The organism is Kitasatospora humi (assembly GCF_020907985.1).
GTDB lineage: Bacteria > Actinomycetota > Actinomycetes > Streptomycetales > Streptomycetaceae > Kitasatospora > Kitasatospora humi.
In genome coordinates this window covers 1-22,671 of the sequence record NZ_JAJJPA010000014.1, presented here as the reverse complement: position 1 = coordinate 22,671, position 22,671 = coordinate 1, and the positions used below count along the sequence as shown (strand labels likewise).

17 protein-coding genes and 1 other RNA gene are annotated in these 22,671 nt (G+C 73.3%); 3 read left to right on the top strand and 15 right to left on the bottom strand.

Annotated elements, in window-relative coordinates; translation table 11 throughout:
- Window positions 1–7: 7 nt before the first annotated feature.
- On the bottom strand, window positions 8–577 hold the full coding sequence (locus LN042_RS15765) for a YqgE/AlgH family protein (RefSeq protein WP_230051847.1): 570 nt from the start codon (window positions 575–577) through the stop codon (window positions 8–10).
- A 226-nt stretch (window positions 578–803) separates the two neighbouring features.
- Here LN042_RS15765 and murA point away from each other — a divergent pair, with 226 nt between their 5' ends.
- Window positions 804–2,147 carry a UDP-N-acetylglucosamine 1-carboxyvinyltransferase gene (murA, locus tag LN042_RS15760; protein ID WP_230051846.1) on the top strand — a complete coding sequence of 448 codons (1,344 nt, stop codon included), beginning with the start codon at window positions 804–806 and terminating at the stop codon, window positions 2,145–2,147.
- Between the two features lie 173 nt (window positions 2,148–2,320).
- Here the strand turns inward: murA and LN042_RS15755 are convergent, their stop codons facing one another.
- The 9 genes from LN042_RS15755 to ftsE form a co-directional block, all read right to left on the bottom strand.
- Entirely contained in the window at window positions 2,321–2,602 is a 282-nt protein-coding gene (locus LN042_RS15755; RefSeq protein ID WP_035848732.1) for an HU family DNA-binding protein, read from the bottom strand.
- Window positions 2,603–3,104: 502 nt separating this feature from the next.
- Window positions 3,105–4,580 (bottom strand): NAD-dependent malic enzyme, encoded by a 1,476-nt coding sequence (locus LN042_RS15750; RefSeq protein WP_230051845.1) that lies wholly within the window; start codon window positions 4,578–4,580, stop codon window positions 3,105–3,107.
- A gap of 401 nt (window positions 4,581–4,981) precedes the next feature.
- On the bottom strand, window positions 4,982–7,306 hold the full coding sequence (locus LN042_RS15745) for a HelD family protein (protein ID WP_443667703.1): 2,325 nt from the start codon (window positions 7,304–7,306) through the stop codon (window positions 4,982–4,984).
- 131 nt (window positions 7,307–7,437) lie between these two features.
- Window positions 7,438–7,808: a transfer-messenger RNA gene (ssrA, locus tag LN042_RS15740) on the bottom strand.
- 104 nt (window positions 7,809–7,912) lie between these two features.
- Window positions 7,913–9,241 carry an alpha/beta hydrolase gene (locus LN042_RS15735; RefSeq protein ID WP_230051843.1) on the bottom strand — a complete coding sequence of 443 codons (1,329 nt, stop codon included), beginning with the start codon at window positions 9,239–9,241 and terminating at the stop codon, window positions 7,913–7,915.
- Window positions 9,242–9,339: 98 nt separating this feature from the next.
- The gene (smpB, locus tag LN042_RS15730; protein WP_230051842.1) at window positions 9,340–9,816 is read right to left on the bottom strand and encodes an SsrA-binding protein SmpB; all 477 of its coding nucleotides are present in this window, start codon (window positions 9,814–9,816) and stop codon (window positions 9,340–9,342) included.
- 44 nt (window positions 9,817–9,860) lie between these two features.
- Window positions 9,861–10,979, bottom strand: coding sequence for a S41 family peptidase (locus LN042_RS15725; protein ID WP_230051841.1), 1,119 nt, complete (start codon window positions 10,977–10,979; stop codon window positions 9,861–9,863).
- 76 nt (window positions 10,980–11,055) lie between these two features.
- Window positions 11,056–11,970 carry a permease-like cell division protein FtsX gene (gene ftsX / locus LN042_RS15720; protein WP_230051840.1) on the bottom strand — a complete coding sequence of 305 codons (915 nt, stop codon included), beginning with the start codon at window positions 11,968–11,970 and terminating at the stop codon, window positions 11,056–11,058.
- Between the two features lie 69 nt (window positions 11,971–12,039).
- Entirely contained in the window at window positions 12,040–12,729 is a 690-nt protein-coding gene (gene ftsE / locus LN042_RS15715; protein WP_230051839.1) for a cell division ATP-binding protein FtsE, read from the bottom strand.
- Window positions 12,730–13,096: 367 nt separating this feature from the next.
- Between ftsE and LN042_RS15710 the strand changes: the two genes are divergently transcribed.
- The gene (locus LN042_RS15710; RefSeq protein WP_230051838.1) at window positions 13,097–13,291 is read left to right on the top strand and encodes a hypothetical protein; all 195 of its coding nucleotides are present in this window, start codon (window positions 13,097–13,099) and stop codon (window positions 13,289–13,291) included.
- A 161-nt stretch (window positions 13,292–13,452) separates the two neighbouring features.
- On the opposite strand, the gene prfB is transcribed toward LN042_RS15710, so the two are convergent.
- The 3 genes from prfB to LN042_RS15695 form a co-directional block, all read right to left on the bottom strand.
- Window positions 13,453–14,562: a peptide chain release factor 2 gene (prfB, locus tag LN042_RS15705; RefSeq protein ID WP_230051837.1), complete on the bottom strand. Its 1,110-nt coding sequence runs from the start codon at window positions 14,560–14,562 to the stop codon at window positions 13,453–13,455.
- 48 nt (window positions 14,563–14,610) lie between these two features.
- Complete coding sequence (locus tag LN042_RS15700) at window positions 14,611–15,897, bottom strand: serine/threonine-protein kinase (protein ID WP_230051836.1); 1,287 nt, start codon at window positions 15,895–15,897, stop codon at window positions 14,611–14,613.
- A 189-nt stretch (window positions 15,898–16,086) separates the two neighbouring features.
- On the bottom strand, window positions 16,087–17,901 hold the full coding sequence (locus LN042_RS15695) for a serine/threonine-protein kinase (RefSeq protein WP_230051952.1): 1,815 nt from the start codon (window positions 17,899–17,901) through the stop codon (window positions 16,087–16,089).
- Window positions 17,902–18,196: 295 nt separating this feature from the next.
- On the opposite strand from LN042_RS15695, the gene LN042_RS15690 reads away from it, so the two are divergent.
- On the top strand, window positions 18,197–20,995 hold the full coding sequence (locus LN042_RS15690; RefSeq protein ID WP_230051835.1) for an FtsK/SpoIIIE domain-containing protein: 2,799 nt from the start codon (window positions 18,197–18,199) through the stop codon (window positions 20,993–20,995).
- Window positions 20,996–21,002: 7 nt separating this feature from the next.
- Here LN042_RS15690 and LN042_RS15685 read toward each other — a convergent pair whose 3' ends face one another.
- Entirely contained in the window at window positions 21,003–22,016 is a 1,014-nt protein-coding gene (locus tag LN042_RS15685) for a CU044_5270 family protein (protein ID WP_283843759.1), read from the bottom strand.
- A complete protein-coding gene (locus LN042_RS15680) occupies window positions 22,013–22,630 on the bottom strand; it encodes an RNA polymerase sigma factor (protein ID WP_230051833.1) in 618 nt (205 codons plus the stop codon). The genes LN042_RS15685 and LN042_RS15680 overlap by 4 nt, the downstream gene beginning before the upstream one ends.
- Window positions 22,631–22,671: the final 41 nt, after the last annotated feature.

Below are 22,671 nucleotides of genomic sequence, written 5' to 3'. Positions count from 1 at the left end.
CGGCCGGTCAGTTGAGGTTCGGATCCTCGGGGTAGGTGGCGAGCATCGCCAGCGCCCCGGTCTGCCGCCGCAGCACGGAGCGCCACAGCCGTTCCGGGGCGGGGCAGGAGATGTCGCCGGGCTCGGCGTCCACCAGGTACCAGGCGCCCTCGGCGATCTCCTGCTCCAGCTGGCCCGGCGTCCACCCGGCGTACCCGGCGAAGACCCGCAGCGCGCCCAGCTCGCCGGCCAGCACCTGGGGCGGTGCCTCCAGGTCGACCAGCCCGATCGCCCCGTGCACCCGGCGCCAGCCGAGCGGGTCCTGCGGCCCGGGCTCGCCGGGCACCACGGCGACGGCGAGCGCCGAGTCCAGCCCCACCGGGCCGCCCTGGAAGACCACCCGGGGCGACCCGGTCAGCTCGGACCAGCCGTCCAGTACGTCGGAGACCTCCACCGGGGTGGGCCGGTTCAGCACCACGCCGAGGGCGCCCTGCTCGTCGTGGTCGAGCAGCAGCACCACCGCCCTGGCGAAGTTCGGGTCGGTGAGCACGGGCGTCGCCACGAGCAGCCGGCCGGTGTGCGAATGGGCCGCGGTCATGCCCACATGATCCCGCAGTGTGCGCCCGGACGGGTACCGGAACACACGTTCGGCGCGGAGAACCTGCCACCGATTCGACCACCCGTTCGGCGCATGAGAGTTTTGTGATTCCACCCGGAAAGAGCATGATCACACTGCGTGGGCGAGGGAACCAGGAATCCTGCTACTACCATCTACCGAAGGTGGCGCCCCGAGCCATGGTTGCGAACCCCGGATTGCGAGAACGATGACCGACGACGTCCTGCTGGTCCACGGCGGAAACCCGCTGGAAGGCGAGATCCGTGTCCGCGGTGCCAAGAACCTGGTGCCCAAGGCGATGGTGGCCGCCCTGCTCGGGCAGGGCCCCAGCAGACTGCGCAATGTCCCCGACATCCGTGACGTCAAGGTGGTCCGCGGCCTGCTGCAGCTGCACGGTGTCACGGTGCGCAGCGGCGACGAGGAGGGCGAGCTGATCCTCGACCCGTCGCACGTGGAGAGTGCCAACGTCGCCGACATCGACGCGCACGCCGGCTCCTCCCGGATCCCGATCCTGTTCTGCGGCCCGCTGCTGCACCGCCTCGGCCACGCCTTCATCCCGGGCCTGGGCGGCTGCGACATCGGCGGCCGGCCGGTGGACTTCCACTTCGACGTGCTGCGCCAGTTCGGCGCCACCATCGAGAAGCACCCGCAGGGCACCTACCTGACGGCCCCGCAGCGGCTGCGCGGCACCAAGATCGAGCTGCCCTACCCGTCGGTCGGCGCGACCGAGCAGGTGCTGCTCACCGCCGTGCTCGCCGAGGGCGACACCGAGCTGCGCAACGCGGCCATCGAGCCGGAGATCGTCGACCTGATCTGCGTGCTGCAGAAGATGGGCGCGATCATCTCGATGGGCACCGACCGGACCATCCTGATCACCGGGGTGGACTCGCTGGGCGGCTACGAGCACCGGGCCCTGCCGGACCGCCTGGAGGCGGCCTCCTGGGCCTGTGCGGCGCTCGCCACCAAGGGCGACATCTACGTCCGCGGCGCCCGCCAGCTGGAGATGATGACCTTCCTCAACACCTTCCGGAAGGTCGGCGGCGCCTTCGCCGTCGACGACGAGGGCATCCGGTTCTGGCACCCGGGCGGCGAGCTGAACGCCATCGCGCTGGAGACCGACGTGCACCCCGGCTTCCAGACCGACTGGCAGCAGCCGCTGGTGGTGGCCCTGACCCAGGCGGCCGGGCTGTCCATCGTGCACGAGACGGTGTACGAGTCGCGCCTCGGCTTCACCTCGGCGCTCAACCAGATGGGCGCGCACATCCAGCTCTACCGGGAGTGCCTGGGCGGCACCCCCTGCCGGTTCGGCCAGCGCAACTTCCTGCACTCGGCGGTCGTCTCCGGCCCGTCCAAGCTGCTCGGCGGCGAGCTGGTCATCCCGGACCTGCGCGGCGGTTTCTCCTACCTGATCGCGGCGCTGGCCGCCGACGGCACCTCCACGGTGCACGGCATCTCGCTGATCAACCGCGGCTACGAGAACTTCCTGGAGAAGCTGCGGGCGCTGGGCGCGCACGTCGAGCTGCCCAGCGAGCAGGAGCTGCTCCCGGTCTGAGCCGTCGCACCCCGCCCGCAGGGCCGTCCCGCTCGGGGCGGCCCTGCGGCGTTGCCGGCCCGGGAACCACCCACCGGGCCCCGCACGGCCGGCCGGGCCCGGTGGGGCCCCGGCATGACGAAAGCAGGGCGGCTCCGGAACGGAACCACCCTGCCTCAGGTGACGGCGAAGCCTCAGGCGCCCTTGGCGGCTTCCTTGAGCTTGGAACCGGCGCTCACCTTGGCGCTGTAACCGGCCGCGATCTGGATCGGCTCGCCGGTCTGCGGGTTGCGGGCGGTGCGAGCGGCGCGGTGGGTGCGCTCGAAGGTCAGGAAGCCGGGGATGGTGACCTTCTCGTCACCCTTGGCCACGACCTCGCCGACGACCTCGGCGAAGGCCGCCAGAACGGCGTCGGCGTCCTTGCGGGTCACCTCGGCGCGGTCGGCCAGAGCGGCCACCAGCTCACTGCGGTTCATGTGTACTCCTGTGGTCTGTTCGTTGCGGTGCGTGGGGGCCCCATCGGTCGTCCCTCCGGGGGCACCCGGCCGGGCCGCTGGTCCGCGCACCGTGCTCGTTCAGGCGGCTGGTGGTAGGGGCCCGGCTCGCCCCGGGCCGCGCAGCGTGCCTGTCCTGCCACGTGCCTGCCTGGAAACGAATCCTGCCCTTACCGGCCCTGAGAAAGCCAATCGGGCCTCGGCCGTCCACCCCGAACGGCGCCCTCCCCACGCAGCGATGACACTCCGTCGGCGTCGGCGGACCGACGTGGGCGGCGGCCGGGAACGACTCGCCGAGCGACCGGGGGACGTTCCGTACTTGTCGGACACGCCTCTCCCGCGCAGGGCTACCGTACGCCCTGACACGGACAAGCCCAAACACGCCCTTCCCCTTGTGTCGCAAGGGATCGGACCTGGTGGCCGCCGGAGGGGGCGCTATTCGGCCAGGTGATCGACCGGATAGCGCCCCCGACGGCCGGCTGTCCTAGAGCTTGACGACCGGGAAAGCCGCGGTGTCCAGCGTGCCGACCACGCCCGGCGTGGGCCGGGACGGGCCGCCCGAGCCGGTGCCGCCGGCGGCCAGCGCGGCCTCCCGGACGGCCGCTGCGACCGTCTTGGCCACGTCCGGGTGGAAGACGCTGGGGATGATGTAGTTGGGGTTCAGCTGGTCGTCGGCGACCACGGTGGCCAGCGCGCGGGCGGCGGCGATCATCATGTCGGTGTTCACCGTGCGGCTCTGCGCGTCCAGCAGGCCGCGGAAGACGCCCGGGAAGACCAGCACGTTGTTGATCTGGTTGGGGAAGTCGCTGCGGCCGGTGGCGACCACCGCGGCGGTCTGCCGGGCCACCGCCGGGTCGACCTCCGGGTCCGGGTTGGCCAGCGCGAAGACGATCGCGTTGTCGGCCATCGAGGCGATGTCGTCGCCGTCCAGCACATTGGGGGCCGAGACGCCGATGAAGACGTCGGCACCGGCCACGGCCTCCTTGAGGCTGCCGGTGCGGCCGGAGCGGTTGGTGTGCTCGGCGATCCAGCGCAGCGACTCGTCGAGGTCGTCGCGGCCCAGGTGGACCACGCCGCGCACGTCGGCCACGGTGGCGTGCTCGACGCCGGCCGCCAGCAGCAGCTTGAGGATCGCGGTGCCGGCGGCACCGGCGCCCGACATCACCACCCGGATGTCGCGGATCTCCTTGCCGACCACGCGCAGCGCGTTGGTCAGCGCCGCCAGCACCACGATCGCGGTGCCGTGCTGGTCGTCGTGGAAGACCGGGATGTCCAGCGCCTCGCGCAGCCGGGCCTCGATCTCGAAGCAGCGCGGTGCGGAGATGTCCTCCAGGTTGATGCCGGCGAAGCCCGGGGCGATCGCCTTCACGATGGCCACGATCTCGTCGGCGTCCTGGGTGTCCAGGCAGATCGGCCAGGCGTCGATCCCGGCGAACCGCTTGAACAGGGCCGCCTTGCCCTCCATCACCGGCAGCGCGGCCTGCGGGCCGATGTTGCCCAGGCCCAGCACCGCCGAGCCGTCGGTGACCACGGCGACGCTGTTGCGCTTGATGGTGAGCCGGCGGGCGTCCTCCGGGTTCTCGGCGATCGCCATGCAGACCCGGGCGACACCCGGCGTGTAGATCATGCTGAGGTCGTCGCGGTTGCGGATCGGCAGCTTCGAGGACATCTCGATCTTGCCGCCCAGGTGCATCAGGAAGGTGCGGTCCGAGACCTTGCCGATGGCCACGCCGTCGATGGCGCGCAGCTTCTCGACGATCTCCTCGCCGTGCGCCACCGAGGCGGCGGCCACGGTCACGTCGATCCGCAGCGACTCGAGGCCGGAGGCGGTGACGTCGAGACCCGTCACCGAGCCGCCGGAGGACTCCACGGCGGTGGTGATGTTGCTGACCGCGCTGCCACTGGCCGGGACCTCCAGACGCACCGTGATCGAGTTGGAGACACTGGGCACCGTCGCCATCGACGTCCTTCTTCCTGGTTTCAACACCGTGCTGGGCTCAACCGCGCAGGATTCAACAAACTGTTGATGCTGAGCCTCGCGCATCCTAGGCCTCGATCGTCGCACCTACCAGGGCCCAGCCAGAAATAACGTTCATAGATTGCACGGAGTCGACAACCGGGGCCGCGGCCAACTGACACAGCAGCGGAAATCCTCCGGCGGGGATTGCCCCACGGGCCCGATGGGTTACATTGGACGGGACACCGGCTCGATCCAAGCCCCCGGGCCCAACCTTCGTCCCTTCGAGGGACCACTTGCCGCGAGGCGAGCATGGCGGGTCGGTGTCACCAACGTACGACTGTGGCCCCCACCCGAGGTGGGGGCCACAGTCGTTGACGGGCGGTCAGCCCCGGCGGACCGCCCTACCGCAGCAGCGCCGGCACGCCCGCGCTGTCGGCCAGGTCATCCGGCCCGGAGAGCACGGTGAGCCGCTGGGTGGCCCGGGTCAGCGCGACGTAGAGCACCCGCAGCCCGGCCTCCGACTCGCCGGCGATCCCGGTCGGGTCGGCCACCACCGTGGCGTCGTACTCCAGGCCCTTGGCCTCCAGGCTGCCCAGCGCCACCACCCGGTCGCCCAGCCCCTCGATCCACCCGGCCGCCTCGGCGCGGCGGTCCATCGGCACCACCACGGCCACCGTGCCGTCCACCTCGTCCAGCAGCCGGACCAGCTCGGCCCGGGCCGCCGCGCCGAACGCGGCCGGATCCGGGTCGGCCACCGCGGCGAACCGCGGCACCGTGCCGGTCGAGCGCACCGCGCTCGGCGACGGCGTGCCGGGCGCGGCGAGCGCCAGCACCTTGGCCGCCACCTCGGCGATCTCGGCGGGGTTGCGGTAGTTCACGGTCAGGGTGTGGCGGCGGCGCGGCTTGCCGCCCAGCACCTCGTCCAGCGCGGCCTGGGCCTCCTGCGGGAACGGCCAGGAGCTCTGCGCGGGGTCACCGACGATGGTCCAGGTGGCCGTCCGGGCCCGGCGGCCGATCATCCGCCACTGCATCGGGGTGAGGTCCTGGGCCTCGTCGACGATCACATGGGCGTACTCGGTCCGCTCCACCGGCAGGTGCTCACGGCTGCGCGACGTGCGGTCCGCGTAGGTGGTCACCTCGTCCAGGCCGGTCAGCAGGTCGACCGCGTCCACCTCCCGCACCCTGGGCCGGGCCGGCTCGCCGAGCAGCAGCTGCAGCTCGTCCAGCAGCGCCACGTCGTGGGCGGTCAGCCCGCCCGCGCCGCGGTCGTCCAGGTGGCGCAACGAGGCGGCGAGCCGCCTGGCCTCCTCGGGGGTGACGGCGCGTCGGGCGATCCGGTTGACGTGCTTGGCGTTCCGGAGGGTGGCCAGCACCTGGCGCGGGGTCAGCGCGGGCCACCAGGCGTCCAGGAAGTCCAGGAACGGCGCCTCGTCCGAGACGTACTCGTCGAACGCCTCCTTCTCCTCCTGGCGCTGCTCCCGGCCGTAGTGGTCGGTGGGCTTGGGCAGGTCGCGGACCGCCTCCGCCCACAGCGCGTCGAGCAGCAGCCGGCGGGCGCGCGGGCGCAGCAGGTTGAGCGGGGTGCCGCCGCCGCCGACCACGTGGCCACGGACCGCCCGCAGCTTGGCCGCGTCCAGCCGCAGCACCTCACCGCGGGCCACCACCTTCAGCTCGGTGGGGGCGGAGAGCTCCAGGGCGGCCCGGGCGGCCCGGCGCAGCAGCTGCACCATCCGGGCCGAGCCCTTGATCCTGGCGGTCTCCGGCGTGTCGTAGCGCTCCGCCTCGACGCCGTCCACCAGGCTGCCGACCGCTCGGATCGCCACCTGGCCCTCCTCGCCCAGCGCGGGCAGCACGCCCTCGGTGTAGGAGACCAGCAGCGGGGTCGGGCTGACCACCAGGATGCCGCCCGCGTAGCGCCGCCGGTCCTGGTAGAGCAGGAAGGCCGCCCGGTGCAGCGCGACCGCGGTCTTGCCGGTGCCGGGGCCGCCGGTGACCAGGGTGGCGCCCGCGGCGGGCGCCCGGATCACCTCGTCCTGCTCCTTCTGGATCGAGGAGACGATGTCGCGCATGGTGTGGCTGCGGGCCCGGCCGAGCGAGGCCATCAGGGCGCCGTCGCCGATCACCGCGAGTTCCCGGCCGTCCAGGGTGGGGGTCAGGTCGGGGCGCAGCAGGTCGTCCTCGACGCCGATCACCTTGCGGCCCTTGGAGCGGATCACCCGGCGGCGCAGCACCCGGCCCGGCTCCAGCGGGGTAGCCCGGTAGAACGGCGCGGCGGCCGGGGCCCGCCAGTCGATCACGAGCGGACCGAACTCGGCGTCCAGCACGCCGAGCCGGCCGATGTGCAGGGTCTGCGCCACGTTCTGGTCGGTCGGGTCCAGCGGGGTGAACGACGGAATGCCGTGCTCCTCCGGGGCGTCGGCCTCCTGCAGGTCGATCCGGCCGAACAGGAAGTCCTCGAACTCGTTGTTGAGCCGGTTCAGGTGGGCGCCGGCCCGGTAGACCTGGGCGTCGCGCTCGGCGAGCGCGCCGGGGGTGCCGACCTGGACCCGCTTGGCGGCGTCCTCCAGGACGTACTCGGCCTCGGCGAGCTTCTCCTCCAGGCGCCGGTAGACGGTGTCGAGGTGCCGCTGCTCGCCGGCGATCTCCCGGTCCCGCAGGCCCTCGGTCACGGCCGCGGAGTCGGCGGTGCTGGTGTCGGCTGCATGCGGTCTGCCGTGCGCTCCCAAGGGTGCCCCTGTCGTACGTCTTGCGATAGGTCTACCGCCATCCGAAGGCGGCGGACGGAAGATCCTACGGCACCCGGGGCGGAAACACGAAGGCCGCCCTCCGGTTGGAAGGCGGCCGCGTGCACATGGGATGGTGGAGATGCCGGGAATCGAACCCGGGTCCAGTGGAGTGGATTCAGGACTTCTCCGAGCGCAGTCCGCTGTGCTTTTCTCGGCCCTGGCGGTCACGCGGACAAGCCACCAACAGGCCCAGTTACTGTTTGGTTTCCCATCCGCCCCCGTAACCGGGGCGGACGGTTGAGTTCCCTAGATTATGCCAGGGTCCGGGTCGGGAACTCCCCGGTCTGACACCTTGCTACTCGCTGCTCAGGCAGCGAGCGCGAAGGACTCGCGCTTAGAATTGGCGATTATTTTTTTGCGACAGATGGTTAACGAGATCATTGCCGCGTTCCTCGGCTCGCTTCTCCTGTTTCGACGTCCCCTGTCGAAACCGATCATCCCCATGTTTTTTTGAAAAGGTGCAGCTCGTTGCGGGAACAAGCTCCGGCCACCGGCCGGGTGGTACTCGACCCATGGTACGCGCCGGGTGCGGGGCGGTCCAGCCGATTAACGCGTGGGGGTGACCGGCGCCCCGGTGTTCCCGGCCGGCTTCGGCGGCGGCGCGCCGGGCGACTGGCCCTGGTGCGGCCCCGGCGTGCCCAGCTGCTGGGCCAGCCAGGGCAGCGCCTCGGCGAACGCGCCGGCCGCGAACTGCCACACGTGGCGGCCGGGCTGGACGGTCTGCTGGGTCCGGATGCCGTCCTTGCGGGCCGCCGCGCTCAGCTGCCTGCCCTGCTCGATGTGGTTTCCCTCCTGGTCGCCGCTCTCGAACCAGCCGGAGGTGTTCTTGTACTTCGGGTGGTGGGCCAGCACCGTCAGCGGGTCGTGCGCGGCCCAGGCGGCGGCGTTCCCGCCGTAGAGCTTGTCGATGGTCTGCTGCTTGTCGCCGGTGTTCGGGCCGAGGTCACCGGATATGTCCTCGAAATGCGAAAAGACGTCCGGGTGCTCGACGGTCAGGTCGATCGCGCAGGTGCCGCCCATCGACCAGCCGACCACGCCCCACTTGTGCGGGTCGGTGGCGGTGCCGAAGGTCTTCTCGACGTACGGCGGAATGTCCTTCACCAAATGGTCCTCGGCGTTTCCGTTGGGGCCGTCCACGCATTCGGTGTCCACCTTGAAGCCGCCGGTGGCGTCGGTGAAGACCAGCACCGGGGCGTACCCGCCGTGGGCGGCGGCGTAGGCGTCGGCGGTCTGCACCGCGTTCCCGGCCCGCACCCAGTTGTCGGGGGCCGCGTACTCGCCGCCGATCATCTCCAGGACCGGCAGCTTGGGCCGGGCCTTGCTGCGGAACCAGGCCGGCGGCAGGTACACCAGCTCCTGGCGGTGGCTGAAGCCGCTCGCGGTGTCGGGGATGTCGACCTGCACGATCCGGCCGGTGCTGGTCCGGCCGGTGAGCGAGCCGAGCTGGTCGAGCGTCACCTGCTGCGGCAGCGGGGTGCCGCTGAGCTCACCGATCGCGTCGTCCAGCGTCGGGAAGTAACCGGTGGAGGCGTTCAGCGCGTTGGCGCCGGAGACCACGGCCAGCAGTGCGGCGACCGGCGCCAGGCCGCGGTGCCACCAGCGGGCACCGCGCCAGCCGAGCACCAGCACCACCAGCGCGGTCACCGCGGCGCCAAGCCAGAGCCAGAGGCCGAGCGGCAGCGGATCGGTGATCCCACCCGCCGTGACGGCGAGCAGCCCGAGTCCGACGCTGAGCAGCACGCCCGCGCCGATCGCGACCGGCGCGCGGCGCAGCCGCCAGCGGCGGTCCCGCCAGCCGACCGCGACCAGCAGTGCGGCGGCGGCCGCCAGCTGCACGGTCCACGGGAACCAGCCGTCCAACAGGGAGACGTTCATGGTTGGGGATCGTACTGACCGTCAACCGCCGACTACCCGGTTCACCCGGTTGACAGACGGGCTTGGGACCAACCTGCTACAGACCGTGCACCGAACCGTCAACCCTGGCGGCGGCGGACCGCGGCCAGCGCGCGGGCGGTCTCCCGGGCGTCCTGCTTCTCGCGCAGCGCCTGCCGCTTGTCGTGCAGCTTCTTGCCGACCGCGACGGCCAGCTCCAGCTTGACCCGGCCGTCCTTGAAGTACAGGGAGAGCGGCACCAGGGTGTGGCCGGTCTCCTTGGTCTTCGCCTCCAGCTTGCGGATCTCCATCTTGTGCAGCAGCAGCTTGCGCTTGCGCCGCGCCGAGTGGTTGGTCCACGTCCCCTGGAAGTACTCCGGGATGAAGACGTTGTCGATCCACACCTCGCCGCCCTGGGTGTAGGCGTACCCGTCGACCAGGTTGGCCCGGCCCTCGCGCAGCGACTTCACCTCGGTGCCGGTGAGCACCATGCCGCACTCGTAGGTGTCGAGGATGGTGTACTCGTGTCGCGCCCGCTTGTTCTGCGCGATCAGCTTCTGTCCCTTTTCCTTTGCCATAGCCCGGTCATTCTCGCACCTCCAAGCGGTGAACGGCAGCCGCTTTACCGGGCCGTCCCGAGCCCGCCGAGCACCCGCAGCGCCAGCCGCTCGGCCGCGGCCGGGTCGGGCGCGGTGACGTCCGGGAGCAGGCCGGTGCCATCCGGGGAGCGGCCGGCCGGGGTGTAGTAGCGGCCCACGGTGCGTTCCAGGACCGAGCCGTCGGCCAGCCGACTGGGCTGCTGCACCGTGCCCTTGCCGAAGGTCCGGCTGCCGACCAGCACCGCCCGGCAGCGGTCCTGCAGCGCCCCGGCCAGCAGTTCGGCCGCGCTCATGGTGCCACCGTCCACCAGCACCACCAGCGGGGTGCGGGTGTCGCCGCCCGGCGAGGCGGTCAACTGCCGCCGCTCATCGCCGACTTGGTAAGAGGCCACCGGGCCGCCGTCCAGGAAGTCGGAGGCCGTGGCGACCGATTCGGCCAGCAGGCCACCGGAGTTGCCGCGCAGGTCGAGCAGCACCCCGCGGTGCGCGGTGCCGCGCAGCGCGTCCCGCACCTCGCCGCCCACCCCGGCCGTGAAGGCGTGCACGCTGATCCGCAGCACGCCGGGAGCCGGCTGGTCGGCCTCGACGTCCTGGGAGGCCAGCACCGCGCGCTGCAGGGTCAGTTGGCGCGGTGCGGCACCGGGGCGCCGCACCGTGAGGGTCACCGCCGAGCCAGGGCCGGCCGCCGGGCGGCCGCGCAGCCGGGCCACCACCTCGGTGACCGGCAGCCGGTCCACGGGGGTGCCGTCCACCGCCAACAGCCGGTCACCGGCGGCCATTCCGGCCCGGTCGGCGGGCGAGCCGGCCGGCACCGCGGTGATCACCGTGCCGCCGTCCGGGCTCTGGCTCACCACCAGGCCGACGCCCAGGTACCGGCCGTCCAACCCCTGGGCGAACTCGGCGTACTGCTGGGCGGTGTAGTAGGCGGCCCAGCGGTCGCCGCCGCCGGCCGCCAACTGCTCGGCCTGCTGGGGCGAGAGCGTGCTGCCGCCGGGCGCCGCGTCGAACGGATCGGGACGGCCCGGCAGCGGAGCGGCCGTGCCGCCCCAGGCGCCGGTCGCCGACCCGCCGAACAGCAGCAAACCGAACAGCGCGCTGAGCACGGCGCCGTGGCGCACCCGGCGCCACGGGGTGGCGGTCATGCCACCGGAGTGTAGGGCCCCGGTGCGCCGCGTGGCCGCGTAACGCGCGAACGCCACCGGCGACGCCGACCGCCCGTCACACCTTCAGGTACTTGCGCAGGGTCAGGAAGGCCGCGACCGCCGCCATGCCCATACCGGCCACGATCAGCAGCGGGATCACCTGCAGCACCGAGGAGAGCCCGATGAAGTGGATGAACTGCACGCGCGAAGCGAGCCAGTGCTGCACACCGAAGTTGGCCAGCAGCAGCAGTCCGGAGGCGAGGACCGCGCCCAGCAGCGCCGCGAACGCCGCTTCCGCGATGAACGGCATCTGCACGTAGAAGTTGGAGGCACCGACCAGTCGCATGATGCCGGTCTCACGCCTACGGCTGAACGCCGACACCCGGACCGTGTTGACGATCAGCAGCAGCGCCACCGAGAGCATCAGCAGCATGATGACGAAGGCCGCCGTCTGCAGACCGTTGAGCAGGCCGAACAGGTTCTCCAGGATCTTGCGCTGGTCCTCCACCGAACGCACGCCCGGCTTGCCGGCGAACGCGCTCTGGATGATGTCGTAGCGGGTCGGGTCCTGCAGCTTGACCCGCCAGGACGCCGGGATCGCGTCCGCGCCCAGGACCTGGACCAGCGCGCTGTCCGGGTTCATGTCCTTCCAGTGCTTGTAGGCCTCCGCCTGGGTCTCGAAGGTCTTGGTCTTCACCACCGAGGGGGTGAGCTGGTCCAGACCGGCGCCGACCGCGTCGATCTGGTCCTGGGTGGCGGCGCCGTTGGCGCACTGCGGGGCGGTCTTGGCGTCCGCCTTGGTGCAGAAGTAGACGCTGACCTCGACCTTGTCGTACCAGTACCCCTTCATGGAGTTGACCTGGTCGCGGACGAGGAGACTGGCACCGGCGAGGGCGAGCGAGAGCGCGACGCTGACCACGACCGCGATGGTCATGGTCAGGTTGCGGCGGAGACCGACGCCGATCTCCGACAGGACGAACTGGGCGCGCATGGCTGTTCAATACTCCAAGATCAGGACTGGCGGACCGACGGCTGACCCGTCGGGACGTACGGACCGGCGCTAGTGCTGGTATCCGTAGACGCCGCGGGTCTGGTCGCGGACCAGCAGCCCCTTGTCGAGCTCGATCACGCGCTTGCGCATCTGGTCGACGATGGCCTGGTCGTGGGTGGCCATCAGCACGGTGGTCCCGGTGCGGTTGATCCGGTCGAGCAGCTTCATGATGCCGACCGAGTTCTGCGGGTCCAGGTTCCCGGTCGGCTCGTCCGCGATCAGCAGCATCGGGCGGTTGACGAAGGCCCGGGCGATCGCCACGCGCTGCTGCTCACCACCGGAGAGCTCACCGGGCATCCGGTCCTCCTTGCCGCCGAGGCCGACCAGGTCGAGCACCTCGGGCACCACCTTGTTGATGGCGCCCTTCGGCTTGCCGATGACCTCCAGCGCGAACGCCACGTTCTGCGCCACGGTCTTGTTCGGCAGCAGCCGGAAGTCCTGGAACACGGTGCCCAGTTGGCGCCGCATGTGCGGCACCTTCCAGTTGGACAGCTTGCCCAGGTCCTTGCCCAGCACGTGCACCGACCCCGTGGAGGGACGCTCCTCGCGCAGGCACAGCCGCAGGAAGGTGGACTTGCCGGAGCCGGAGGAGCCGACCAGGAAGACGAACTCGCCCTTCTCGATCTCCAGCGAGACCTCCGACAGGGCGGGGCGGTTCTGCTTGGGATAGGTCTTGGAAACGTTGTCGAATCTGATCACGGCTGCATCACGGAGGCCATCCTAGGTGGAGTCCCTACCCCCGCAGGCGGGCGGGCGGTTGGAGCCGGCCCAGGACCGACTCCCCGGCTTGGGACCATACGCGACCGTCACCGGGCCGCGCAGTCCGCGCCCGCTCAAACCGCAGGGGATTGTCCGGTCTTGTGGCGAGATGACCGGAAAATTGGGGGTCAATTCACAGGTGCTCTGCTACGCAGTGCAGCCTCCTTCGACGGCCCGGGCGCCGGATCCGGCAGAACCTGGCAGAGTAGGGGGAGGACGCGAGTGCGCGGACCCACCGGGCGGGGAACCAAACAGTCGCCCGGTGCGTTGGAACGGGCAGCGCGGTAGCAGGCAAGGAGGAGATCGCATGACGTGCGACCATCTGGTGTGCGCCAACTGCGCGGGCCGCGTGAGCGACGGCCGTTGTCCGGTCTGCCGCGCCCACCGCGCGCGCATGCAGGAGCAGCAGGGCCTGTTCGCCGCCCTCTCGCCCGCTGCGCTGCTAGCGCTGCTGGCGGGGCTGCTGGCGGTGGTGGTGATCTTCCGGCAGGCGCTGGCCTGAGGACCCGTGAGAGCGCTGAGAGCGCCGGCATAAGGACCCATGAGAAGAGGGGCCCCGGATCCGTCCGGGGCCCCTCTTGCCGTACCTGACTACTTGCCGTACCTGACTACTTCGTCGCGCCTCGACCGCTCCGCGGTCCGGCGCTCACCGCGGTCCGGTGCTCACTCCGCGGTCTCGCGCTGCTTGCGCCACCGGATGCCGGCCTCGATGAAGGCGTCGATGTCGCCGTCCAGCACGGCCTGCGGGTTACCGGTCTCGAACTCGGTGCGCAGGTCCTTGACCATCTGGTACGGGTGCAGCACGTAGGAACGCATCTGGTTGCCCCAGGAGCTGCCACCGTCCTTGAGCGCGTCCATCGCGGCCTTCTCCTCCTGGCGGCGCCGCTCCAGCAGCTTGGCCTGGAGCACGTTCATCGCCGAGGCCTTGTTCTGGATCTGCGAGCGCTCGTTCTGGCAGGAGACCACGATGCCGGTCGGCAGGTGGGTGATCCGGACCGCCGAGTCGGTGGTGTTGACGCCCTGGCCGCCGGGCCCGGAGGCGCGGTAGACGTCCACCCGCAGGTCGCCCTCGTCGATCGCGACGTGGTCGCTCTGCTCGACGACCGGGAGCACCTCGACACCGGCGAACGAGGTCTGCCGGCGGCCCTGGTTGTCGAACGGCGAGATCCGCACCAGGCGGTGGGTGCCCTGCTCGACCGAGAGGGTGCCGTAGGCGTAGGGGGACTTCACGGTGAAGGTGGCCGACTTGATGCCGGCCTCTTCGGCGTACGAGGTGTCGTAGACCTCGGTCGGGTAGCCGTGCCGCTCGGCCCAGCGCAGGTACATGCGCATCAGCTGCTCGGCGAAGTCGGCCGCGTCCACCCCGCCGGCCTCGGCCCGGATGTTCACCAGCGCCTCGCGGGCGTCGTACTCGCCCGACAGCAGGGTGCGGACCTCGAGCTCCTCGACGGCCTTCTTGACCGCGGCCAGCTCGGTCTCGGCCTCGACCTTGGTGTCCGCGTCGGCCATCTCCTCGGCCAGCTCGAACAGGACCCGGACGTCCTCGATCCGGCTGCGCAGGGTCTCCACCCGGCGCAGCTCACCCTGCAGGAAGGAGAGCCGGCTGGTCACCTTCTGCGCGTTGCTGACGTCATCCCAGAGGGCGGGGGCGGCTGCCTCCTCCTCCAGGCGTGCGATATCGGCCTGGATCTTCTCCAGGTCGAGGACGGCCTCGATCGACCCCATGGTCGTTTCGAGGTTCTTGAGCTCTTCGGAAGGATCGACGGCTGCCACGCCACCAGCGTAATGGTTGGCGAGGGGCACCGGGACCGGCCGGTGCCCCTACGACCGCCCGAGGTCCTCGTCGGGCGGCCACGCCGGCGCCACGGCGGAGGCCCGGGCGCCCGCCGCGTGCGGGTGGCCGTCGGCCGCGAAGGCGGTGTAGGCGGCCGCCGCGCCGGCCAGCAGCAGCACCACGGCCAGCAGCACGGCCAGCATCCGGCGGCGGCGCACCAGGGCGCGCCGGCCGCCCCGGTGGGCGCTGGCCGGCACGGTGCGCTGGGCGCGCGACTGGGCGGCGTAGCCCGCCAGCTCCTCGGCCGAGGGGCGGCGCAGGCTGGTGTGGGTGTCCCGGGTGTCGCGCGCCGCGTCGGGGGCCGCCGGGGGCACCAAGGGCACCACCGGGCCGCGCCTGCGGCGGTGGGTGCCGGAGCCGGTGTCGGCCTCCGCGTAGACCGCCTCGGCCAGGGTGGCCGGCTCCTCGGCAGGCTGGGCGCGCTGGGCGGGGAGCGCCAGCGGGGGCAGCCCGGCCAGCGCGGGCAGCTGCTCGCGCAGCCGGTCGGCCAGCTCGGTGGCCCGCAGCCGGGACGCCGGTGCCTTGGCCAGGCACTCGGAGATGATCCGCCACAGGCCGTCCGGCAGGCCCGGCACCGGCGGCACGCTCTCGGTGACGTGCCGGCGCAGCACCGCGCCGGTGTGTCCGCCGCCGAACGGCGTGAAGCCCGCCAGCAGCTCGTAGAGCACCGTGGCCAGGGCGTAGATGTCGACGGCTGCGCGCGGCTCCAGGCCCTCGATGATCTCGGGGGCCAGGTAGTCGGGGGTGCCGATGATCCGGGTGGCCCTGGTCCGGCGCGGTGCGTCGACCAGCCGGGCGATGCCGAAGTCGGTCAGCTTGGCCCGGGGTGCGCCGCCGGGGCCGGGCGGCGCGGCCAGGTCGAGCATCACGTTCTCCGGCTTGACGTCGCGGTGCACGATGCCGGCCGCGTGCGCGGCGGCCAGGCCGTCCGCGACGTCGGCGATCACCGAAGCGGCGGCCTGCGGGGCCAGCACGCCCTCGCGCTCCAGCCGGGAGCGCAGATCGGTGCCGTGCACCAGCTCCATCACCAGCGCCAGGTCGTCGCCGTCCACCACCATGTCGCGCACCCCGACCACCCGGGGGTGGTCCAGGCTGGTCAGCGCGGCCCGCTCCTGGATGAACCGGCCGACCAGCACCTGGTCGCCGGCCAGGTCCTCGCGGAGCAGTTTGACGGCCACCGGTCCGTCCGGGCCCTCGCCCAGCCACACGGTGCCGGCGGAGCCCCGGCCGATCACCTGGTGCACGGTGTACCGGCTGCCGATCTTTCGTGCCAATGCTGCTCCGTGGGGACGGCGGGAGCGCGCCCGGAACGCCGCGTGGGGCCCGGCCGTGCTCGACAGGTCTGTGCGTCGCGGTCCAACCTACGCGCCCGGGGGGCCGGGGTGGCACTCCACGACCCGCCAATGTCGACAAATTGTCAAACTTGGCCGACCTGGTGGCGGGGCGTCAGGAGCCGGGAGGGATCACTTCCCCGTGATGGAGTGCCAGGTGCTGCTGACCCAGCCGGCGGCCTGGTCGTACCAGCTGTGCACGTCGTCCCAGTACCGCGGCAGCGGAGTGAAGTTCCACAGCGCCAGGGCCGCGACCGCCAGGATCACCAGCACCATCAGGCAGCCCTTGAGGCAACCGAGGCCCGGGATGTACATCCGGTTGCGGCTGCGCGGGCGGGGCTCCCTGCTGCGGCGCGGCTCGGGCTCGCGCGGCGGCTCGTAGGCGCGTGGCGGCTCGTAGGCGCGTGGCGGCTCGGGCGCCCGGGCCGGTTCCGGCCGGCGGGCCGGCTCCGGGCGGCGGCCCGGCTCCGGGCGGCGGCCCGGGCGGTCGGCGTAGCCCTGGGGGCCGCGCGGCGGCTCGGCGTAGCGGCCCTGCTCCGCGGGGTAGCCGCCCTGCTGCGGGCGGCGTGACTGGTACGGCGGCGGGGCCGTCGGCGGGCGGTCTCCCCCAGCCTGGCGGCCGGGAGATGCCCCCGGGCGGCCCGGCCGGCCGCCGCCCTGGTGGGCGCGCGGGGCCGGCTGCGGCGGCTCGTACTCCTGGGCGCCGAAGACCTGGGTCTGCTGGTTGCGGTCGCGGGCGGCGCGCAGCTGGGTCTGCCAGGGGTGCGGGGCGTCCGTCCCCCAGCCTTCGGCCGGGGGGACCCCCACGGCCGGGGGCTGCTGGTTCGGCGGCGGCTGGTGCAGCGGCGGCTGCGGCGCCCCGCCCGGCACCACCCGGGTCGGCGGCATCACCCGGGTGCCCTCGGCCGGCATCACCCGGGTGCCGTCCGCGGCACCGGCCGGGAGGCCGCCGGGCAGCACCTGGGTGGCGGCGGCCGGGTCGTACTGCGGGGCGGGGACGGCCCCCGGGCCGGGCACCTGGGCGGGCTGGTGCGGGGGCGCCAGCAGGTCGCCGACGGCGAGCGCCGCGTCCACAGCGGCCGGCGCGGCGTGCACGCCCACACCGGCGGCCACCACCCGCAGCGCCCGGGCCAGCGAGGTGGCGCTGGGGCGCTGCGCCGGGTCCTTGCGCAGGCAGCGCTCCACCACGGTCCACAGCGGCTCGGGCATGGCGGGCGGGCGCGGCGGCTCCTGGGTCAGGTGCGCCTGCAGGATCTGCAGCGCGCCGTCGCCCTGGAACGGCGGGCGGCCGGTGAGCAGCTCGTAGAGCATGATCCCGGCGCCGTAGACGTCCACGGCCTCGGTCTGCGGGCGCCCGGAGGCCGACTCCGGGGCGACGTAGCTCGGGGTGCCGACGAACTCGCTGGTCCGGGTGATGCCCGGGGAGTCGGCGAGCCGGGCGATGCCGAAGTCGGTGAGCATCGGGTGCAGCGCCTCGCCCTGGCCGCCCGGTCCGGGCACGGTGGCCAGCAGCACGTTGGCCGGCTTGAGGTCGCGGTGCACCACGCCGTCCGCGTGGCTGGCGGCCAGCGCGTCGGCGATCTGGGCGGTCAGCAGGGCGGCGGCGATCGGGCTGAGCGGTCCGTGGGTGCGCAGGTAGCGGTACAGGTCCGGGCCGTCCACCAGGTCCATCACCAGGGCCAGCAGCTCGCCCTCCACCACCAGGTCACGGACCCGGACGATGTTGGGGTGGTCGAGCCGCAGCAGCACCGAGCGCTCCCGCAGGAACCGCAGCACGATGTCCTGGTCGGCGGCCAGCTCCTCCTTGAGCACCTTGATCGCGACCGGCTGCCCCGGGGCCAGGTCGGCCACCCCCGCGTCCTCGCGGACCCGCCCCCGCCAGACGGTGCCCATGGCACCGCGCCCGAGGGTCTCCTCGAGCAGATACTTGCTGCCGACCGGCCGCACCTGGTGCTCTCCTTGCTCCGCCGAGCCCTGCCGCCGGGCGTCCACCCGCGCGTGCGGCAAGCCTAACGGTGTGCGCGGCCCACCGGCCCGGCCGGCCGGGCGACCGGCGAAGCGCCGTTTCCGGCCCGTCTTGACCTGATGCGCCGTCCGTTCCACCATGACCATGATCACAAGATCGTCAAATCCGGTACGGTGCGCGGACTGTCAGTCCCGGGTGGCAGGATGAGGCCAGCACCACTGCGGCGCACTCCTGCGGTCCACCGCGCATCACGAGCAGAGGGGAACCCCGGGCGAGATGCAGATCCGGCTGACGGTCCTGTGGCCCCGTGCCGGCTCCGGCACGCCCGCCACCAAGACCGATGTCCTGGTCACCGCCCCGGTCGGCACGGCACTCGGCGCCCTCTCGGTGGCCCTGGCCGGCGCGGTGGGCGTGCGCGGCCCGCGCAGTGCCACCCATGTGCACCTCTACGCCGGGTCGGAGCGGATCGACGACCGCACCCCGCTCGGCCACCCCCCGCTGCTCGACGGCGCCGTGCTCACCCTCGGCGAGCCCGACCCGGCGGACGACGCCGCCCACCTGGCCGACGCGGCCACCGAACTGCGGGTGGTCGGCGGTCCGGACGCCGGCGGGGTGCACCGGCTCACCGGCCGCCAGATCCGGCTGGGCCGCTCCAGCGAGGCGGACATCGCACTGGACGACCCGGACGTCTCCCGGATGCACCTGGCGCTGCGGCTGGCCGACGACGGCACCGTCACCGTGCAGGACCTTGGCTCGACCAACGGCACCGTGCTGGACGGCCGCCCGCTCGCCGAGGAGCCCTGCCCGCTGCCCGAGGGCGCGCTGCTGCGGCTGGGCGAGTCCACCGTGGTGCTCGCCGCCGCCCCCGGCCCCGAGCAGTCCCGCCCCACCACCCCGGACGGCCAGGGGCACCTCCAGGTCAGCCCGCCGCCCCGGCCCACCGCCCCGGCCACCGGGGTCCCCGCGGCCGGTGGCGGCGCCTCCCAGCGCCGGGGGGAGCCGGCCGCTCCCCCCGCCGACGAGCCGGCGACCGCCGCCCCCAGCGGCCACGGCCGCGCCCGCTCCCTGCTCTCCCGCACCCTGGGCCGCGCCACCCCGCCCCCCGCCCCGGTCGACGCCGCCCAGCAGCACCTGCGCGCCCGGGACCGGCAGGCCGCCGCCCTGCGCGAGCGGTTCCCCGACCCCGCCGCGCTGCTGCTGACCGCGCTCGGCCCCGGTCCCCGGCTCTGGGAGCGGCTGCCGGCCCACCCGGACGCGCTGGTGCTCCGGCTCGGCACCGGCGACCTGCCCGGCGGTCCCGGGACGGCGCCGGGCGCCGTGCTGCCCGCCGTCCCGGTCACCGTGGACCTCACCGCGGCCGGCAGCCTCGGCCTGGCCGGCCCGCGCGAGCGGCTGCTGGGCCTGGCCCGCGCGCTGCTCGCCCAGCTGGCCGTGCTGCACCCGCCGAGCGGCCTCAGCGTGGTGGTGCTGAGCGCGGACGGCCGACTGGCCGCCGAGCAGCGCGCCGAGGACTGGTCCTGGGCGCTCTGGCTGCCCCACCTGCGGCCCAACCGCGGGCAGGACTGCCGGCTGCTTCTCGGCCTCGACCCGGCGCAGGCCGAGGCGCGGCTGACCGAACTGCTGTCCGCCGTGGAGGCAGCGCCCGCCCGGCCCCGGGATCCGGCCGACAGGATTCAGGTGGCCGGCCAGGAGCCGGTCGGTCTCACCGTGGTGCTGGTGGACGGCGATCCGGGCTCCGAGCCGGGCCGCGCGGCCCTGGCCCGGCTGCTGCGGGAGGGGCCGGGCGGCGCGGTGTTCCCGGTCTGGCTGACCGAGAGCCCCGACCAGCTGCCGGACGGCCTGGGTGCCACCGCCGTCCTCACCGGGGAGGTGGCGACCCAGCTCACCCTGTGCGGCCCCGCCCGGGTGGAGGCCGTCGCCCTGGACGCCGTCTCGCCGGCCTGGGCGGAGCGGCTGGCCCGGGCGCTGGCCCCGCTGCGGGAGACCGCGCCCGTGTCGCGGGGGCCGATCCCGCAGGCCCTGCGCCTGCTGGACCTGCTCGAACTGGACACCGTCACGCCCGCCAAGCTCTCGGCCCGCTGGGATGGCCTGCCGAGCACCACCGGCACCGCCAGCGCACTGCTCGGCACCACCCGGGACGACCTGTGCACGGTCGACCTGGCCGCCGCCGAGCTGCCCGAGCAGCAGCACGTGCTGGTCGGCGGTGCCCGGGGCGCCGGCAAGAGCGAGCTGCTGCGCACCCTGGCCGCCTCGCTGGCGGTCGGCGAGCGGCCCGACCGGCTCTCCCTGCTGCTGATCGGCGGTCGTGGCCCCTCGCTCGCCGCCTGCGCCGAGCTGCCGCACGTCACCGGCTCGTTGGACGTCACCGCCGATCCCCGCCAGGCGCTGCTGCGGGCCGAGGCGCTGCTGGACGAGCTGGAGGCGCGCGAGCAGCTGTTCCGCGGCCGTTCGTTCGCCGCCGCGTACGCCGAGCGGGCGCTCAGCGCCAAGGTGGTCGCCCCGCGCGGCACCCCGGGCGCGGTCGCGGCTGCGGCCGCCACGCCCGCCGCGCTCGCCACGGTCACCGCCCCGCCGCCCCGACTGGTCGTGGTGGTGGACGACTACGACACGCTGCTCGCCCCGCACTCCCCCGCCGGCCGCCCGCTCGCCCGGGCGCTGGCCGCCGTGGCCGAACGCGGCGGCCGGCTCGGCGTCCACCTGGTCGCCGCCACCGGCCGCCCCGAGCTGTCCGCCGGCACCGAGGTGGACGACGCCGCCCAGTGGCGGATCGCCCTGCGCACCGACCACCCGGCCGACTCCGACCTGCTGGTGCACGTGGACGACGCCGCGGGGCTGCCCGACTCCACCCCGGGCCGGGGCTACCTGCGCCGCCCCGACGGCGCCGTCCTCGCCTTCCAGACCGCCCGGATCACCGGCCGGATCCCCCGCACCGCCACCCTGCGCCCCACCGTGGTGGCGCTGGATCCCGCCCAGCTCGGCACTCCGCCCACCCGCCGCCCGGTCCGCGAGCTGGGCAACGGCCCGACCGACCTGGCCCTGCTGGCGAGCGCCCTGCAGCGGGCGGCGCAGGGTTGACCGTCCGTCAGCCCTTGGGCTGCTCGCCCGCTTGGTCGACGGCGGCCCGCTGCTCCACCGCGGCCTGCAGCAGGATGTCCCCCACCTTGCCGTACGGCCCGGCCTTGGTGACCACCTGACGCTCGCCCAGGAACTCGTGGCTGTTGGAGTCGAAGATCCACTGCCACTGCACGTCGCCGGCCTGCCGGGCCACCGCCACGCCGTGCCGTCCGGTGGCGTCGGTGACGTCGTCGACCACCGTGACCCCGGAGATCCGCCCGGCGGCCCGGAAGAGCGCGGCGCTGACCTGCGGCGGGGCGATCTGCTCGCGCAGCAGCGTGCCGATCTCGACGAACGCCGCCACGTCCGGGCTCTTGTCCTTGACCGTGGCCTCGTCGTAGATCTTCTTCAACAGCACGTCGGGATCGGTGGGCAGGGTGGCGACGTAGGCGCTGGTCGGATCCTTGAGCGACGGATCCTTGATCGGGTCCGTGGTGAACTTGGTCTCCGGGCGGACCTGCGGGTCGATCACCAGACCGGGCTGGCTGCCGTCCGCCGATGACCAGGTCTGCCGCTCCCGCGGCGGGCCGGTGACCACCTTGGTCGGCACCATGTGACTGTCGGTCCAGATCTGGCTGTCCTGCACCAGGGACTTCACGTACGCGAACTGCTTGGTGCCCACCGTGACGACCGGCGTGCCGGCGGCGACGTCGGCCGCCTGGTCCAGTAGGGCCGTGGCGGACACCGGTGCGGTCATCGGGCTGGTGGCTGCCGGCGCCGCCTTGCCCCGCTGGTCGGCGGGCCCGCCACCGGTCGGCAGCACCAGGGCCAGGGCGAGCCCGCCGGCCAGCACCGGCAGGGCCGCCCAGCCGAGCTTGCGGCTCGGGCGACGGATCGGCGCGCCGCCCTCCGCGACCGCCTTGTCCCGCTGGATCTCTCGCATCAGATGCTCCCTCAACTGCTGTTGGCGGCCTCGGGAGAGCACCGGCGACGACGGGGTGGGAAGCTGCTTCCGGAGTCCCGTCAGGTCATCGTCATTCATCGTGCGTTCTCCTGCATCGACCGGGCCACTCGACCGTGGCCACCCCGTACCTGTCCGGCCCGGCGGCCGAGTTCCAGTTCCTTGGCGGCCAGTTCCCGCAGCCGGGCGCGGGCCCGGGAGAGCCGCGACCGCACGGTGCCGACCGGCACGCCCAGCGCCTGGGCGGCGGACGCGTAGTCCAGGCCGGACCAGACGCAGAGCTGGACCACCTCCCGCTCCTTGCGGCGCAACCGGGTCAGCGCGCGCCGGGCCGCGGCCAGCTCGGCACCGTCGTCCAGCCGGTCGGCCAGCTCGTCGGCGAAGTCCGGCACCGTGTCGCCCAGCGGGACCCTCCCCAGCGCCGCCCGGTGCCGACGGGCCGCCCGGGTGGTGTTGCGCAGCACGTTGGTGGCGATCCCGAACAGCCAGGGCCGCACGCTGTCGCCGTCCTCGCGGAGCTTGCCGCGCAGCCGCCAGGCCTCCAGGTAGGTCAGTGAGACGACGTCCTCGGCGGCGGTCCGGTCCCCCAGGGTGCGGGCCGCGTAGCCGTGCAGGGCTCCAGCGTGTTCATCGAAGATCTCCCCGAAGGCGCTCTGGTCCCCGGCGCGCAGCCGGGACCGCAGTGTCAGTTCCACACCCCCTCCTGTCCGCTCGCGCCCGGCGGTTCCATCCGGAA